This is a genomic window from Streptomyces sp. RKAG293 (assembly GCF_023701745.1).
Taxonomy (GTDB): domain Bacteria; phylum Actinomycetota; class Actinomycetes; order Streptomycetales; family Streptomycetaceae; genus Actinacidiphila.
Map to the genome: position 1 here is coordinate 3,700,079 of NZ_JAJOZB010000001.1, position 16,621 is coordinate 3,716,699.

Consider the following 16,621-nt stretch of genomic DNA (forward strand, 5'->3'; position numbering starts at 1 on the left):
TGCCCTCTCGCTGCTGCCGGTGGGTTCGCCCGTGCCGGCCGGGCGCGTGTGCCGCGGCTCCGGCCGTCGGCCCGGGATCGTACGGCGGGTCACGCGGTGCCTCCCGGGTGGCTGCCGTGCGGCCCGCCCTGGTGCGGGATCCGCGCCCCGTCGGCAGTGTGCTCGGAGTGTTCCGCGGCGCTGGCCTCGCGGGACGCCACGACGTCCTGGACGGCGTCCAGCACGCCCCGGTAGCCGGTGCACCGGCAGAGGTTGCCGCAGATGGCCTGGCGGGTCTCCAGCTCGGTGGGCTTGTGGTTGCCCTCCAGCAGGTCGTGGACGGTCATCGCGAGGCCGGGAACGCAGAAGCCGCACTGCACGGCGCCGCACTCGGCGAGCGCGCGCTGCACGTCGGACGGCTGCCCGTCGCCGGACAGCCCCTCGACGGTGCGGACCTCGCTCCCGGCGGCGGTCGCGGCCGGCACCAGGCACGAGGCGACGAGCCGGCCGTCGACCTGTACGGAGCAGGCTCCGCACTCGCCCTGCTCGCAGCCGTCCTTCGCACCGGCCAGGCCGAGCCGCTCCCGCAGGACGTACAGCAGGGACTCGCCGAGCCAGGCGTCGGTCACGGGCCGGTCGGCGCCGTTGACGCGCAGCACGTAGGAGGCGAGCGGGTGTTCGCTGTGCGCCTCTCCGGGCGCCGGCTCCTCGTCGTCCGCCGCCGCTTCGGCCTGCTCCGGCTGCTCCGTCCGCTCCGCGTGCTCGACGGGCCCGTCGGAGGGGCTCTCCGCCGCCTCCGGGCCGTCCTCGGTCACCACGACGGACTCGGCTCCGGGGATCGCCCCCACGGCGCCCACGGGGTACTCGCCGGACTCGTCCGCCGCGTCCTCCGCGACGAACGGCAGGCTCCAGTGCCCGGTCCCGTCGGTGGGCGGCGTCGCGCCGGCGGTGGCGGACGGCGGGTGTTCGGCGAAGTAGGGGTGCCGGGCCGCCGGGTCCTGGGCGGCCGGCGGCCGCGCGTCCTCGCCGGACCCGTGGCCGGCCGGCGGGTACGGTCCGGCCGGCTCGCCGCCGCGCTCGCCGACGGCCTGCGGGCCGAGGTCGTGCCCGGTTCCGGCCGGCGGCCGCGCCGCGGTCGCCGCCGCGCCCTGGCCGAACTGCCCGGCGCTGAACGGCCGGGGGGCGGGTACGTCGGGCCGGGAGTGCGTCTCGTCGGGGTGCCGGCCGGCCCACGGCGCGGTGAAGCCGTCCGTGACGGCGCCCAGGGGGTACTCGCCGGACTCCTCCACCGGGTCGGCCGCGACGAGCGGGATCGACCACTGGGTCGCCGCGTCGCCCGCGTCGGCCACCGGCGGCAGCATCGCGGCGAAGGAGACGTGCATGGTCTGGTCGGGGTCGTAGTCCCCGCCGCCCGGCACGGGCTGCCAGGTGCCCGGGGTGAGCGGGGTGCCCGGCTGCGGCTGCGGCTGGTCGGTCATGCCAGTGCCCTCCCGAGCGCTCGGCGGGCCAGCGCCGCCACGGTGCGGCGCAGTTGTACGGCGGCGGGCGGCAGCTCGACGGCCTCGGCCCCGTCCGGTCCCGGCACGGGGTCCGGGATGCACGCTCCGGCGACGTACTCGCCGAAGGCCGTGCACGCCTCGGGGGCGAGCAGCCGTCCGCCGTCCCAGTCGATCAGTCCCGCGACCCACCGCTCGGCCTCCAGCGGCCGCAGCGGTACGGGCGCCACCGCGCCCACCGCGCAGCGCACACCGCGCCGGGCGGGGTCCAGGACGACGGCGACCGAGGCCAGCGCCCGGCCGGGGCCGGTGCGGCCGGTGGCCTTGAGGAAGGTCTGCGGCGCGTGCAGCAGCGGCACGCGCACGAAAGCGAGAAGTTCGCCGGGGCGCAGCGGGTCCATCCCGGTCAGCAGATGGCTGACCGGCAGTTCCCGGTTGCCCCCGGGGCCGGCCAGGATGACGCTCGCCTCCAGCGCGGTCAGCACCGGGAGTGCGTCGCCGGTGGGCGCGGCCGTGGCGATGTTGCCGCCGAGGGTGCCCGCGTTGCGGATCTGCGGTGGTCCGGCCGCGCGGGCGGCGGCGGCGAGCGCCGGGATGAGCGCGGCGAAGTCGGGGCGGCCCATCCGGGCGTGGGTGAGGCCGGCGCCGAGCAAGGCGTGGCCGTCGGCGTACTGCCAGCCGCGGATCTCGCTGATCCGGCCGAGACCGACGAGCCCGGCCGGGCGCAGCAGCCCGGAGTTGACGGCCGCCATCAGGTCGGTGCCGCCGGCCACGGGCACGGCGCTGGGCGCGGCGGCGAGCGCCGCCACCGCCTCGTCGAGCGAGGACGGCAACGTGACGTTGCGTGCCGTCTGCTGTGCATTCGTGCTCACGCAGCTGCCCCTTCCCGGCTCTCCGCCGTGCGGTAGCCGTACCGTACGTGCTGACAGCCCGGACGTGGCAACTCTGGCACATGTTCCGCGATGGTCAACGCGAGGGTCCGCGAAGTGCGGGCCTGCCCTTCACGGGAGTGAATGCCCCGTTCTGTCGGGTATCACCCCAGTGTCGGGATTGGCGCTCTTCGAGGGTGTTGCGAAGATACGCCAATCCACCGTGCCAGGCCCGCCCTTGCGGGGGACACATGTTGCGGGATTGCTCACACGATCGGGGGTGGTCCGTCGATCGGGCGTCCGAGTACACCGGGGCGCCGCTGCCACGGCAGCGGACCGCCCGGCGGGCGGTACTCCACACCGAGCGCGTCAAGTCGTGCGTAGTGGCCTTCCATTCGGCGCTCGAAGTCCGGCCAGTCCCGCTCGGCGGGCGCGGGCAGCTCCGACCAGGCCACCTCGGCGACCGCCGCCAGCCGCGGGAACACCATGTAGTCCACGACCCGCGGTGAGTCCATCACCTCGGTCCAGGCGTTGGCCTGGGTCCCGATGACGTGCGCGGCCTGCTCCTCGGTGAGTTCCGCGGGCACCGGCTCGAACCGGTAGACGTCCTCCAGGGTGCGCACCCGCGCGATCGGCACCGGCTCGTCGGCCCGGTCCGACTGCCGCCAGTCCAGATAGACATGCGACTCCGGGCACATCACGACGTCGTGTCCGGCCTTAGCGGCGGCGATCCCGCCCTCGTAGCCCCGCCAGGAGGAGACGGCGGCGCCCGGCGCCAGCCCGCCTTCCAGGATCTCGTCCCAGCCGATCAGCCGGCGGCCGCGCTCGGCGAGCCAGCCGTCGAAGTGCCGGATGATCCAGCTCTGCAGCTCGTCCTCACCGGCCAGCCCCAGTTCCTTGATCCGCGCCTGGGCGGCGGCGGAGGCGCGCCACTGCTCCTTGGGGCACTCGTCGCCGCCGATGTGGAAGAACTCGGACGGGAACAGGTCGAGCAGCTCGGTGAAGACGCCCTCGTAGAAGCGCAGGGTGGTGTCGGCGGGGGCCAGCACATTGGGGTTGACGCCCCAACTGGTCAGCACGGAGAGCGCGCCGGTGTCGACGACGTCGGTGTTGCCGAGTTCGGGATAGGCGGCGATGGCGGCCTGCGAGTGGCCGGGGATGTCGATCTCCGGCACCACGGTGATGTGCCGCTGCGCCGCGTAGGCGACGATCTCGCGGATGTCGTCCTGGGTGTAGTAGCCGCCGTGCGGCCGCTCGTCCCACAGCGGGGACTCCCGCAGCCCCACCTTGGTGCGTTCGCGCCAGGCCCCGACCTCGGTGAGCAGCGGGTAGCGCTTGATCTCCACGCGCCAGCCCTGGTCGTCGGTGAGGTGCAGGTGCAGCACGTTGAGCTTGTGCGCGGCCATCAGGTCGAGATGGCGCAGCACCGCGTCCTTGGGCATGAAGTGCCGGGCCACGTCGAGCATGAAGCCGCGCCAGCCGAAGCGCGGGGAGTCCTGGATGTGGCAGAACGGGATCCGCCACTCGCGGGCCGCCGCGAGTGGTGCGCGCCGGAAGGCGTCGGGGCCCAGCAGCTGACGCAGCGTCTGCGCGCCCCAGAAGACGCCCGCAGGGCCGCCGCCGAAGAGATGGACGCCGGTCGGCGAGATCATCAGGCGATAGCCCTCGGCTCCGAGGTCCCTGGTGACCATCTCGTGGACCGTGATCCTGATGCCGTCGGTCTCGGTGCCATCGCCCGGCGCGAGCCGGTGACCGGTGGCCGCTCCGAGTTCGGAGCGCAGCCATCTCTCCGCCCGCTCCGTGCCCGGCCCGGCGGCCAGCACCGTGTCGGGTCCGAGGACGAAGCAGTCGTCCGCGGTGTAGTCGGTCACCAGGCGCGGGGCGGGGATCAGGTCCATGACGACATCCTGCCCCGCCGGCACCGAATTGGCATAGACCAATCAGGCGGAGACCTGTGGTCAGTTCTTGCCGCTCTTGTCCTTGTCGCCGCCACCGAGGGGCATCGTCTCGAAGATCTCTTTGCACATCGGGCAGACCGGGTACTTCTTCGGGTCCCGTCCCGGCACCCAGACCTTCCCGCACAGCGCGACCACCGGAGATCCGGAGAGCGCACTCTCCATGATCTTGTCCTTCTGGACATAGTGTGCGAAGCGCTCGTGGTCGCCATCGCCGTGCGACACCTGCGGGGTCGGCTCGACGAGGGTGCCAGTACCGGCCCCGCGTTCGGGCTCAAGAGTGCTCATAACCGTCAAGCCTAATTGAGCGACGGGTCGTCCGGGTACGTGGCCACCATCGCCAATTCGTTCCGTTGCCGTCTGAGCACGGAGCGCCACAGCCGTTCCGGGTCCGGCGAGGACACATCACCCGGTTCCGACTCCACGACGTACCAGGCGCCGTCGACCAGTTCCGCCTCCAGCTGCCCCGGCCCCCACCCGGAGTAGCCGGCGAAGATCCGCAGGGATCCCAGCTCCGCCGCGAGCAGTTCCGGCGGGGCCTCCAGGTCGACCAGGCCGATCGCGCCGTGCACCCGCCGCCAGCCCAGCGGCGCGTCGTCCCCGTCGTCCCAGGACTCACCGGGGACCACGGCCAGCCCCAGCGCGGAGTCCAGCGAGACGGGGCCGCCCTGGAACACCACCGGAGGCGACCCGGCGAGCACCGCCCACGGCTGGAGCACATCGCCCACCCCGATCGGGGTCGGGCGGTTCAGCACAACGCCGAGCGACCCCGCCTCGTCGTGGTCGAGAAGGAGTACCACCGCACGGTCGAAATTCGGGTCCGCCAGAGCCGGCGTCGCCACGAGCAGCCTGCCGGTGAGCGAAGTGACCTCCGTCATGGTCAACATGATCCCGCATCCCGGGCCTTCGCGGGGGGCCAACGACCGGCCCCGGCGTAATCGCGCAGCGTGCGGGCAGTCGAGCGGTGGGCCCCGCCGGCCCGGGGCGCCCTGTACCGGCTGGTAACCAGGTGGGCCGGAGCGGCTGTAGCGAAGTCATGACACAGCTGGCGCCTCCTGGGCTTACAGGAGTCCCCTGTAGGCGCATTACCATTTCTTCTTGGTGCCTGCGGGGACCCCGCCCATTTTTATGACTGTCTCCAGGAACGCGAGATCCATGACCGACGCTTCCGACGTACTGCTTGTCCATGGCGGAACCCCGCTCCGGGGCGAGATCCGTGTCCGCGGCGCGAAGAACCTCGTGCCGAAGGCCATGGTCGCCGCCCTCCTCGGCAGCGAGCCGAGCCGACTGCGCAACGTGCCCGACATCCGCGATGTCCGCGTCGTGCGCGGGCTGCTCCAACTGCACGGCGTGACGGTCCAGGCCGGTGAGGAACCGGGCGAGCTGGTGCTCGACCCCTCGCACGTCGAGAGCGCCAACGTCGCCGACATCGACGCGCACGCCGGATCCTCCCGGATTCCGATCCTGTTCTGCGGCCCGCTGCTGCACCGCCTCGGGCACGCCTTCATCCCGGGCCTGGGCGGCTGCGACATCGGCGGCCGGCCGATCGACTTCCACTTCGACGTGCTGCGGCAGTTCGGCGCGACCATCGAGAAGCGGCCCGGCGGCCAGTACCTGGAAGCCCCGCAGCGGCTGCGCGGCTGCAAGATCACGCTGCCGTACCCGTCGGTCGGCTCGACCGAGCAGGTGCTGCTGACGGCCGTGCTGGCCGAGGGCGTCACCGAGCTGTCGAACGCGGCGGTCGAGCCGGAGATCGAGGACCTGATCTGCGTCCTGCAGAAAATGGGCGCGATCATCTCGATGGACACCGACCGGACGATCCGGATCACCGGCGTCGACAAGCTCGGCGGCTACAACCACCGCGCGCTCCCGGACCGCCTGGAGGCGGCCTCCTGGGCGAGCGCGGCGCTGGCCACCGAGGGCAACATCTACGTCCGCGGGGCCCACCAGCGGTCGATGATGACGTTCCTGAACACCTTCCGCCGGGTCGGCGGCGCCTTCGAGATCGACGACGAGGGCATCCGCTTCTGGCACCCGGGCGGCCCGCTCAACGCCATCGCGCTGGAGACGGACGTCCACCCCGGCTTCCAGACCGACTGGCAGCAGCCGCTCGTGGTGGCGCTGACGCAGGCGTCCGGCCTGTCGATCGTCCACGAGACGGTCTACGAGTCCCGGCTGGGCTTCACCTCGGCGCTCAACCAGATGGGTGCGCACATCCAGCTGTACCGCGAGTGCCTGGGCGGCTCCGCGTGCCGGTTCGGCCAGCGCAACTTCCTGCACTCGGCGGTCGTCTCCGGCCCCACGAAGCTGCAGGGCGCCGATCTGGTCATCCCCGACCTCCGGGGCGGCTTCTCGTACCTGATCGCCGCCCTGGCGGCCCAGGGCACCTCCCGGGTGCACGGCATCGACCTCATCAACCGCGGCTACGAGAACTTCATGGCGAAGCTCGCGGAGCTGGGGGCCAACGTCGAGCTGCCGAACCCCGTGAGCGTCTAGCACTCCCCCGGACGGGCCCCAGGGCCCGTCCGGACCCGTCCGGAGCCCGGTCACAGCAAGGGCGGCCATCCCCCCGGGGAGATGGCCGCCCTTCGCCTTGCCAGTCGGGAACTACTTGCCCTTGGCGGCTTCCTTGAGCTTGGAGCCCGCGGAGACCTTCACGCTGTAGCCGGCCGGGATCTGGATCGGGTCGCCGGTCTGCGGGTTGCGCGCGGTGCGAGCGGCACGGTGGGTGCGCTCGAAGGTCAGGAAGCCGGGAATGGTGACCTTCTCGTCGCCCTTGGCGACGATCTCGCCGACGGTCTCGGCGAGAGCGGCCAGAACGGCGTCGGCGTCCTTACGGGTCACCTCGGCGCGCTCGGACAGAGCGGCCACCAGCTCACTGCGGTTCATATCTTTACTCCCGTGTTCTTTCTGCCAGGGGGGCGCGAGCTTGAAGCTGATGCTGCCTCACTGCCCGAGTTGCATCCTGCCCCCATATATGGGGGGAAAGCCAATCCGGCACCCGAGCGGGTCGCTGAAAAAGCGGCTCGGATGCGTTGCGATGACCCAGTGTCGTCACACAGTGGCCGTCGAGTCGGTTGCCGCGCCCATCGCCTTTGCCGCCTTCTGAACGGCTCCCGCGACGGCGCCCGCCACCTTGTCGTTGAAAACGCTGGGAATGATGTAGTTCGCGTTCAGCTCGTCCTCGCCCACGACATCGGCGAGAGCGTGCGCGGCGGCCAGCATCATCTCGGTGTTCACCGTACGGCTCTGCGCGTCCAGCAGGCCGCGGAAGACACCGGGGAAGACCAGGACGTTGTTGATCTGGTTGGGGAAGTCGCTGCGGCCGGTGGCGACCACCGCGGCGGTCTGCCGGGCCACCGCCGGGTCCACCTCGGGGTCGGGGTTGGCGAGGGCGAAGACGATCGCGCCCTGGGCCATCGCGGCGACATCGTCGCCGGTCAGGACGTTGGGAGCGGAGACGCCGATGAAGACGTCGGCGCCGCGCACGGCCTCCTTGAGGGTGCCCGTGATGCCCTCGGGGTTGGTGTTGTCGGCGATCCAGCGCAGCGGCGACTCGGGGTCGGCGTCGACGAGGTCGGGGCGTCCCGCGTGCACGACACCGTGGATGTCGGCGGAGACCGCGTGCTTCACCCCGGCGGCGATGAGCAGCTTGAGAATGGCCGTACCGGCCGCGCCCGCACCCGACATGACGACCCGTACGTCGCCGATGTCCTTGCCGACGACACGCAGCGCGTTGGTGAGCGCGGCGAGCACCACGATGGCGGTGCCGTGCTGGTCGTCGTGGAAGACCGGGATGTCGAGCAGCTCACGCAGCCGGGCCTCGATCTCGAAGCAGCGCGGCGCGGAGATGTCCTCCAGGTTGATGCCCGCGAAGCCCGGCGCGATGGCCTTCACGATCGCCACGATCTCGTCGGGGTCCTGGGTGTCGAGGCAGATCGGCCACGCGTCGATGCCGGCGAAGCGCTTGAAGAGCGCCGCCTTGCCCTCCATGACCGGCAGGGCGGCCATCGGGCCGATGTTGCCCAGGCCGAGCACCGCGGAGCCGTCGGTGACGACGGCGACGCTGTTGCGCTTGATGGTGAGGCGGCGGGCGTCCTCGGGGTTCTCGGCGATGGCCATGCACACGCGGGCGACGCCCGGGGTGTAGATCATCGAGAGGTCGTCACGGTTGCGGATGGGGTGCTTCGACTGCATCTCGATCTTGCCGCCGAGGTGCATCAGGAACGTACGGTCGGAGACCTTGCCGAGGACGACGCCCTCGATGCCGCGCAGCTTCTCGACGATCTCGTCGCCGTGCGCGGTGGACGTGGCCGCGATGGTCACGTCGATCCGGAGCTTCTCGTGGCCGGAGGCGGTCACGTCAAGACCGGTCACCGACCCTCCCGACGACTCCACCGCGGTGGTGAGCTGGCTGACCGCGGTCCCGCTCGCCGGGACCTCCAGCCGTACCGTGATCGAGTACGAGACGCTTGGCGCCGTTGCCATCCTGACGACCTTCTTCCGCTGCCTGCTGGTTCACACGCTCTGCCGCTCGATCGTTGCACCTACTGGCCGGTACGCGTAACCGTGACCTTGGCAACGGAAAGATACTTCCACCATGCGAGAAACGGGCTGAATTTTCAAGCCCGGACTGTGACCTTGAGCAAATTCAGGGTTGTCGGCAGATGCGGGAAGCAACCCACGGGACGGTTTGTTAGCCTGGGTACGGCACCGGCTCGATCCAAGCCCCCGGGCCCAACCTTAGGCGCTTCGAGCGCCCACTTGCCGCGAGGCGAGCATGGCGGGTCGGTGTCACCAACGTCCGACGGGCGCCCCTCTCACGAGGGGCGCCCGTCGTCGTTCCACCGGCCGTCCGGCCGGCTCGCTGACCGCCGGTCAGTCCCGCAGCAGGTCCGGGACGCCGGACTCGTCCGGGCTGTCGCGCTCGCCGGAGAGCACCGTGAGCCGCTGGGTGGCGCGGGTCAGCGCCACGTAGAGCACCCGCAGTCCGGCCGGCGACTCGTCGGCGATCTCCGCCGGGGAGACCACGATCGTCGCGTCGTACTCCAGGCCCTTGGCCTCCAGGCTGCCCAGCGCCACCACCCGTTCGCCGAGCCCGGCCAGCCACTTGCGGGCCTGCCCGCGGCGGCCCATGGCCACCACGACGCCGACGGTGCCGTCCACGTCGGCCAGCAGCAGCTCGGCCTCCGCGCGCACCGCGGCGCCCAGATCGGCGCCGGCCACCGCGAAGCGCGGCACCAGACCGGTGGAGCGCACCGCGCGCGGCGACTCCATGCCGGGCATCGCCAGCTGCAGCACCTTCGCCGCCAGATCGGCGATCTCCGACGGGTTGCGGTAGTTGACCGTCAGCGTGAAGCGGCGGCGCGGCCGGCTGCCGAGCGCCTCCTCGCGCGCCTGGGCGGCCTCGTCGGGATCCGTCCAGGAACTCTGCGCCGGGTCACCGACGATCGTCCAGGTCGCGGTCCTGCCGCGGCGGCCGACCATCCGCCACTGCATCGGCGTCAGGTCCTGCGCCTCGTCGACGATGACGTGCGCGTACTCGGTCCGCTCCTCGTCGAGCCGGTCCGCCCGGTTGCGGCGGCCGCCGCCCATCCGGTCGGCCGAGGTGGTGACCTCGTCCAGACCGGTCAGCATGTCCAGCGGGTCCGCGTCGCGCTTCTTCGGGCGCGGCGGCGGGCCCAGCAGCGTCTCCAACTCGTCGAGCAGCGCCACGTCGTGCACGGTCACCCCGTCGCGGCGCAGCGAACGCGCCACCCGGCGCACCTCGGGCGGGGTGAGCACCCGGCGCGCCCAGCGGCCGAGCCGCTTCTCGTCGGCCAGCGCCGCGAGCACCCCGCGCGGGGTGAGGATCGGCCAGTAGGACTGCAGGAAGTCCAGGAACTCCGGCTCCGTCGAGATGTCCTCGTCGAAGCCCTGGCGCTCCTCGGCCGCCAGCTCCTGGTCGTCGAAGCGGCGTCCGGCCTTCCGCCACAGCGCGTCCAGCAGCAGCCTGCGGGCGCGCGGGCGCAGCAGGTTCACCGGGGCGGTGCCGCCCAGCACGTTGTGCCGGATCGACGACAGCTCCTGCTCGCCCAGCTCCAGCCGCCGCCCGAAGGCGACGACGCGCAGCGTGGTGCGGGAGACGCGCTGCCCGGCCTCGTTCTCCTCCTCGTCGTCCTCGAAGAGGGCGGCCTGCTGCTGCGGCTTGACGGCCTGCGGTGCCTCCAGCGCGCCGCGTGCGGCGTTGCGCAGCACCTTCAGCATCCGCAGCGAGCCCTTGATGCGGGCGACCGCAGGCTCGTCGTACGTATCGGCCTCCGCACCGTCGACGAGCGAGCCGACGGCGCGGATCGCGACCTGGCCCTCCTCGCCGAGCGACGGCAGGACGCCCTCGGTGTACGCCACCAGCAGCGGCGTCGGGCTGACGACCAGGATGCCGCCCGCGTACCGCCGGCGGTCCTGGTAGAGCAGATACGCGGCACGGTGCAGCGCGACCGCCGTCTTGCCGGTGCCCGGGCCTCCGGTGACCTCGGTGACGGACGCGGCGGGCGCCCTGATCACCATGTCCTGCTCGGCCTGGATGCTCGCCACGATGTCGCGCATCGTGTGGCTGCGGGCCTGCCCCAGGGCGGCCATCAGCGCACCGTCACCGACCACCGGCAGCCCGGTCTCCAGCTCCGGGCGCAGCAGGTCGTCCTCCACCCCCAGCACCCTGCGGCCCTTGGAACGGATGACGCGACGGCGCACCACCCGGCCCGGGGCGACCGGTGTGGAGCGGTAGAACGGCGCGGCCGCGGGCGCCCGCCAGTCGATCACCAGCGGCGCGTAGTCGGCGTCCAGGACGCCGATACGGCCGATGTGCAGCACCTCCGCGATCTTCGCGGCGTCGTTGACGACGGCGTCGTCGGCCGGTTCGAGCGAGGTGAACGCGCCGTCGGCGCCGCGCTTCCCGTCCTTGCCCTGCAGCAGGTCGATCCGTCCGAAGAGGAAGTCCTCGAACTCCGCGTTGAGCCGGTTGAGGTGCAACCCGGCGCGGAACACCTGCGCGTCGCGCTCCGCGAGCGCGCCGGGTGTTCCCACCTGACCGCGCTTGGCGGCGTCATCCATAAGGAATTCGGCTTCGTGGATCTTCTCCTCGAGCCGGCGGTACACCCGGTCCAGGTGCGCCTGTTCGACGGCGATCTCCACGTCCCGGACCCCCCCGGGCGCTGCGGTTTGCGCGGCCACGCAAGACCCCCTTCTCCTGTGCGTTGAGAGCGCTCCGTGCGGGTTCTGCTACACGCACGGGGCAGCCTGCAACCGTACGCGACCCGCACCCCCCTGCGCACCACTCCGCCTGCGACGGGCTTGCGATTCCCCACCCCGGCCGATACCCGGCCGTGCCCAGCCGTGCAGGGCCGTGCGCGGCCGTGCCCAGCCGATCGGGGCGGGAGGAGGTGGGTGGACGGTGGACCGCCGCGTGGTCAGGCCTGGGCGGCCACCGCGCGGCGGCGGTGGCGGGCGACGCGTTCCCGGTTGCCGCAGACCTCACTGCTGCACCAGCGCCGCCGCCGCCCGCGCGACGCGTCGAGGTAGACCAGGGAGCAGCTCTCCCCCTCGCACCGCCGCAGCTGGGCCCGCGCGGCGGGGTCCGTGAGCAGCTCGACGGCGTCCCGGGCGACGGCCGCGAGCAGGGCCCCGCAGTCGGGCTGCGCGGCCAGGGTGCGGACGAGGGTGCCGTCCGGCGCGGACCGGGCGCTGGGCGCGGGCGGGGCGGCCAGGGCGGCGGCGTTGAGCCGGGAGACGTCGGCGGCGGCGGGCGTCGTCGGCAGCGGCGGCTCCTCGGGAACCTCCCGCGACGCCGACGGGAGCGCCGCCGCCGGCATCGCGGCCGCCAGCTGGGTCGCCACGACCCGCCGCAGCACGTCCCGCAGCACCAGGAAGCGGCCGAGCCATGCCGCGTCGGCGGCCACCGCCGTACCGCTCGGGACGAGTCCGGTGCCGTACAGCCATTCGGTGAGGCGGCGTGGCGAATCGAGACGGTCGACGGGCTCCTCGGAGAGCCGTCCGGTGACCGTCGCGAGCAGGTCGAGGCTCACCCGCCCGGTGTCGAATCGAAGCTCGGAGGAGGCTGTAACCGTCATGTGCCTGTCACCCTTCCAGCCGCCGCCCGTCACCCGCTGCCCCCAGAGTGCCCCGCCGGGGCCAAAGGGGCCAGGGCCGGTGGGCAGGTGGATGGACAGGCCGGTGGGCGGGGTGGCGGGCGCGGCGGTGGGGCGCGGTCTACTCCTCCCCCGCGTACTTCTCGTCCGTCAGCGGGTCCAGTGCCAGCCGGTAGCCCCGCTTCACGACGGTCTGGATGAGTTTGGGCGCCCCCAGCGCCGTCCGCAGCCGGGCCATCGCGGTCTCGACGGCGTGCTCGTCGCTGCCCGCGCCCGGCAGGGCCTTCAGCAGTTCCGCGCGCGGAACGACCCACCCCGGCCGCCGCGCCAGCGCGCGCAGCAGCGCCATGCCGGCGGGCGGTACGGTCCGCAGTTCGCCGTCGACGACGGCCGCCTGGCCGCGGATCTCGACCCGGCGCCCCGCGACGGGCAACGCCCGTACCCGTCCCGGCAGTTCGGCGGCGATCAGCTGGACGAGCGGGCCGAGCCGGAAGCGGTCCGGCTGGAACGTCGGGATGTCGTGGGCCTCCAGCGGGAGAGCGGTGACCGGGCCCACGCAGGCCGGCAGGACGTCGTGCCGCAGCGCGTCGACCAGCTTGTCGAGCCGGCCGAGCCGGGCGGCACGGTCCAGCAGCGAGGCCGCCGCCGGGGCGCTCGTGAAGCTCACCGCGTCGAGCGACCGGGCGATCGCCGCGTCGATGAGCCGGTCGACCGGGCCGATGTCCTCCGGCGGCATCCACCGGTACACCGGCACGCCGACGACCTCGGCGCCCGCCGCCCGCAGCGACTCGATGAAGCCGGGCAGCGGCTCGCCGTGCAGCTGGACGGCGATCCGCCGGCCCGCCACACCCTGCTCCAGCAGCCGGTCGAGCACCTCGGCCATCGACTCGGAGGCGGGCGACCAGGTCTCCGTCAGCCCGGCCGCCCGGATCGCGCCCTTCACCTTGGGGCCGCGGGCCAGCACCTCCACCCCGCTCAGCCGGTCCAGCAGGGCCTCGCCGAGGCCCCAGCCGTCGGCGGCGCCGACCCAGCCGCGGAACCCGATCGCGGTGGTGGCCACCACGATGTCCGGGCCGTCGTCGAGCAGTTCCTTGGTCGCCGACAGCAGTTCCGCGTCGTCGAGCAGCGGCACGATGCGCAGCGCGGGTGCCCGCAGTACCGCCGCCCCGCGCCGTTCCAGCAGCGCGGCCAGCTCATCGGCCCGCCGGGCCGCCGTCACCCCGACCGTGAAACCGGCCAGCGGCAGCACCGGGCGGCCCGCCGCGGGCTCGCCGGGTGCCGTGACCGGTGCCGTGACCGCTGCCGTCACCGGTGCCGTGGATCCGGTGGGCGCGGCCGAGGGCGCCCGCGCACCGTCCGTACGCTGTTCTGTCTTCCGCACCTGCATGGCTTGCCCCGCTCCGCTGGAGGTACACGTACCTGGTGGCCCCCGCCGCCGGTGGTTGGCTCACGTCCGGCCGATCGCCCGGTCGGACGCATCGTGCCAACGCGGGGTGACGGGCGGGGATCGCCAGGATTTCCCGGGTGTTACGCCCGGATCCCGGGCTCCCGGCGCGGCCGGGCCCGCTCACACCTCCGCGTAGCTCAGCTGCGGCGCCGGTTCCGCCGCCGGGGAGAGCGCCGGCGGCGTGGCGGGACGGCGGAGGTATACGGCCCAGGTGAGCGCGAAACACACCGCGTAGAAGGCCAGGAAGGAGACGAAGGCCGGGGTGCCGGTGTGTGCGGAGAGGAAGGACTCGCGGAACGCCAGGTTGATGCCGAGGCCGCCGAGCGCGCCGACCGCGCCGATCAGCCCCATCGAGGCCCCGGAGAGCCGGCGCCCGTACGCCGCCGCCGCCTCGCCGCTGAGGCCCTTGGCGAGCGCCTTGGCGTGGTAGATGCCGGGGATCATCTTGTACGTCGAGCCGTTGCCGAGCCCGGTGAGCACGAACAGGGCGATGAATCCCGTGGTGAAGACCGGCAGCGACTTCTGCACGGAGGCGAGCACGACGACGAGCGTCGCGCCGGCCATCCCGAGGAAGTTCCAGAGCGTGATGCGCGCTCCCCCGAACCGGTCGGCGAGGCGCCCGCCGACCGGGCGGATCAGCGAGCCGAGCAGCGGCCCGATGAAGGTGATCGACGCGGCCTGCAGCGGGGTGCGGGCGAACTGGTTCTGCAGCACGAGGCCGAAGGCGAAGCTGTAGCCGATGAACGAGCCGAAGGTGCCGATGTAGAGGAAGGACATGATCCAGGTGTGGGCGTCCCGCACCGCCTCGCGGGCCGCACCGGTGTCGTTCCTGACCGGCGCCAGGTTGTCCATCCGCAGCGCGGCCAGCGTCGCCGCGATCACGATCAGCGGGATGTACACCCCGAGCAGGATCCGCGGGTGCGACGCGCCCGCCGTACCGATCACGAGGAGCCCGACGAGCTGGACCACGGGCACGCCGATGTTGCCGCCGCCCGCGTTCAGGCCGAGTGCCCAGCCCTTCTTCCGGAGCGGGAAGAAGGAGTTGATGTTGGTCATGGAGGAGGCGAAGTTGCCGCCGCCCACCCCGGTGAGCACCGCGACCAGCATGAAGGTGCTGTACGAGGTGCCGGGCTTCATCACGACCGCGGCCGCGATGGTGGGGAGCAGCAGCATCAGCGCGCTGAAGACCGTCCAGTTGCGGCCGCCGAAGCGCGCCACGGCGAACGTGTACGGGACCCGGACGAAGGCGCCGACGGCGGTCGCCATGCCCACCAGGAAGAACTTTCCGGCCGGGTCGATGCCGTACCGGGGGCCCATGAAGAGCACCAGGACCGACCACAGGGTCCAGACGGAGAAGCCGATGTGCTCGGACAGGACGGAGAAGAGCAGATTGCGGTTGGCGGTCCTGCGTCCGCCGTTCTCCCAGAACTCGGTGTCCTCCGGGTCCCACCGCTCGATCCAGCGGCTCCCCTTGCGCGGTTCCGTAGCGCGCGGTTCCGTAGCGGTGGCATGCATAACGCCTCCAGGCCCTGCCGGTGTCGGGTGTCGTCCACGACAGTAGGAACGGCCCGTTACCGCCCGATGGCCCGAGGTGACGCGGGGGGAACCATGCACTCACCCGGCGCCGGGGGGCACTGTGAGACGCCCGTCGTCGGGGTGGAGCTGCGCGGCGGGACGGACGTCACCGGATTCGGGGAGCGCCGCGAGACGCGCGTCGGGATCCGGGAGCCAGCTGCCGGCGGGCCGGTGCAGCCAGCGTCCGGCCGCCGCCAGCGTGGTCACCGCCTCGTGCAGGGCGGTCAGCCCGGGGTGGCGCAGCCCGCGGCGCCAGACCATCGAGACCAAGGCGAGCGGGACGGGCTCCACCAGCGGCCGCAGCACCGCGCCGGGCATGTCGACGAACTCGGTGGTGGCCAGTACCGGCCAGCGGTGCTTCGCCACCAGCCGGATGAACTCCGCCTCGCCCTCGATCTGCGGGAACGGCGCGGCCACCGCGATCCCCCGGCCCGCGAAGAGCCGCTCGGCGAGATCGGTCCACTCGGCGGTGGTCGGGTTCCCGGCCCCGGCGTACAGCGTCTCCCCCGCGAGCGCGTCCAGCGGGATCCGCTCCAGGCGCGCGAGCGGGTGCTCCCGCGACAGGACGACGGCCATCGGCTCGTAGCGCACCGGCCGGTGCTCGAGCCGGGACAGGGCGGCCGGGGCCAGCCCGGCGACACGGCCGAAGGAGACGTCCAGCCGGCCGGCGAGGATGTCGGCGGCGGCACCGGTGAGACCGCTGTGGAAGCGGGCGATCAGCTCACTGCCGGGGGCGGTCGCCCGCGCCTCGTCCAGGACGCGGCGCCCGGTGCTGACCGGCGCGCTGACGTCGACGAGCAGCGGCCGGTCGGCCGCCGCGAAGGCCGCGGCCAGCTCGTCGTGCGCCGCGAGCACCCGCCGCGCGTGCGGAAGAAGCCTTTCCCCGTCGGAGGTGAGTTCGACGCGCCGGGTGGTGCGGACGAACAATTCCGCGCCCAACTCCCGCTCCAGCCGCCGGATGTCACGGCTGAGGGCCTGTTGCGCCACATGGAGCGCCGCCGCGGCACGGGAGAAATGCAGTTCCTCGGCGACGGCGGTGAATGCGCGCAGCAGGCGGGGTTCCAGGTCATGAGGCACGCCGCCATTGAACACCGGCCCCTCCCTCACGGCCATTGACAACAGGAATGCGTCAATGGCCGCCGATCAGGTGTTGGACCGCGCCGGGAGCCCGCCCCGA

The 16,621-nt window shown here is 72.8% G+C and carries 13 protein-coding genes; 1 reads left to right on the forward strand and 12 read right to left on the reverse strand.

The annotated features are described in order from the left end of the window. Positions 1 to 89: 89 nt before the first annotated feature. From LNW72_RS16350 to LNW72_RS16370, 5 genes are all read right to left on the reverse strand, one after another. Positions 90 to 1,457, reverse strand: coding sequence for a 2Fe-2S iron-sulfur cluster-binding protein (locus tag LNW72_RS16350; RefSeq protein WP_250976090.1), 1,368 nt, complete (start codon positions 1,455 to 1,457; stop codon positions 90 to 92). Next, positions 1,454 to 2,347, reverse strand: a complete 894-nt coding sequence (locus LNW72_RS16355; protein ID WP_250976091.1) for a xanthine dehydrogenase family protein subunit M — start codon at positions 2,345 to 2,347, stop codon at positions 1,454 to 1,456. The genes LNW72_RS16350 and LNW72_RS16355 overlap by 4 nt, the downstream gene beginning before the upstream one ends. A gap of 263 nt (positions 2,348 to 2,610) precedes the next feature. After that, positions 2,611 to 4,242 (reverse strand): beta-N-acetylhexosaminidase, encoded by a 1,632-nt coding sequence (locus tag LNW72_RS16360; RefSeq protein ID WP_250976092.1) that lies wholly within the window; start codon positions 4,240 to 4,242, stop codon positions 2,611 to 2,613. Positions 4,243 to 4,302: 60 nt separating this feature from the next. Next, a complete protein-coding gene (locus tag LNW72_RS16365; protein ID WP_138356570.1) occupies positions 4,303 to 4,587 on the reverse strand; it encodes a DUF3039 domain-containing protein in 285 nt (94 codons plus the stop codon). An 11-nt stretch (positions 4,588 to 4,598) separates the two neighbouring features. Further along, entirely contained in the window at positions 4,599 to 5,177 is a 579-nt protein-coding gene (locus LNW72_RS16370) for a YqgE/AlgH family protein (protein ID WP_250976093.1), read from the reverse strand. Between the two features lie 277 nt (positions 5,178 to 5,454). On the opposite strand from LNW72_RS16370, the gene murA reads away from it, so the two are divergent. Next, positions 5,455 to 6,795 carry a UDP-N-acetylglucosamine 1-carboxyvinyltransferase gene (gene murA / locus LNW72_RS16375; RefSeq protein WP_250976094.1) on the forward strand — a complete coding sequence of 447 codons (1,341 nt, stop codon included), beginning with the start codon at positions 5,455 to 5,457 and terminating at the stop codon, positions 6,793 to 6,795. 111 nt (positions 6,796 to 6,906) lie between these two features. Here murA and LNW72_RS16380 read toward each other — a convergent pair whose 3' ends face one another. The 7 genes from LNW72_RS16380 to LNW72_RS16410 all read right to left on the reverse strand — a co-directional run bounded on the left by LNW72_RS16380 (position 6,907) and on the right by LNW72_RS16410 (position 16,521). Further along, the gene (locus LNW72_RS16380; RefSeq protein ID WP_007264399.1) at positions 6,907 to 7,188 is read right to left on the reverse strand and encodes an HU family DNA-binding protein; all 282 of its coding nucleotides are present in this window, start codon (positions 7,186 to 7,188) and stop codon (positions 6,907 to 6,909) included. Positions 7,189 to 7,353: 165 nt separating this feature from the next. After that, a complete protein-coding gene (locus LNW72_RS16385) occupies positions 7,354 to 8,787 on the reverse strand; it encodes an NAD-dependent malic enzyme (RefSeq protein WP_250976095.1) in 1,434 nt (477 codons plus the stop codon). 390 nt (positions 8,788 to 9,177) lie between these two features. After that, entirely contained in the window at positions 9,178 to 11,508 is a 2,331-nt protein-coding gene (locus tag LNW72_RS16390) for a UvrD-helicase domain-containing protein (protein ID WP_250976096.1), read from the reverse strand. A gap of 236 nt (positions 11,509 to 11,744) precedes the next feature. Continuing rightward, the gene (locus LNW72_RS16395) at positions 11,745 to 12,404 is read right to left on the reverse strand and encodes an ABATE domain-containing protein (RefSeq protein WP_250976097.1); all 660 of its coding nucleotides are present in this window, start codon (positions 12,402 to 12,404) and stop codon (positions 11,745 to 11,747) included. 139 nt (positions 12,405 to 12,543) lie between these two features. Then, complete coding sequence (locus LNW72_RS16400) at positions 12,544 to 13,809, reverse strand: uroporphyrinogen-III synthase (RefSeq protein ID WP_250976098.1); 1,266 nt, start codon at positions 13,807 to 13,809, stop codon at positions 12,544 to 12,546. A 180-nt stretch (positions 13,810 to 13,989) separates the two neighbouring features. Then, a complete protein-coding gene (locus LNW72_RS16405) occupies positions 13,990 to 15,384 on the reverse strand; it encodes a nitrate/nitrite transporter (RefSeq protein ID WP_250976099.1) in 1,395 nt (464 codons plus the stop codon). A 99-nt stretch (positions 15,385 to 15,483) separates the two neighbouring features. Next, on the reverse strand, positions 15,484 to 16,521 hold the full coding sequence (locus LNW72_RS16410; protein WP_250976100.1) for a LysR family transcriptional regulator: 1,038 nt from the start codon (positions 16,519 to 16,521) through the stop codon (positions 15,484 to 15,486). Between the last annotated feature and the right edge of the window lie 100 nt (positions 16,522 to 16,621).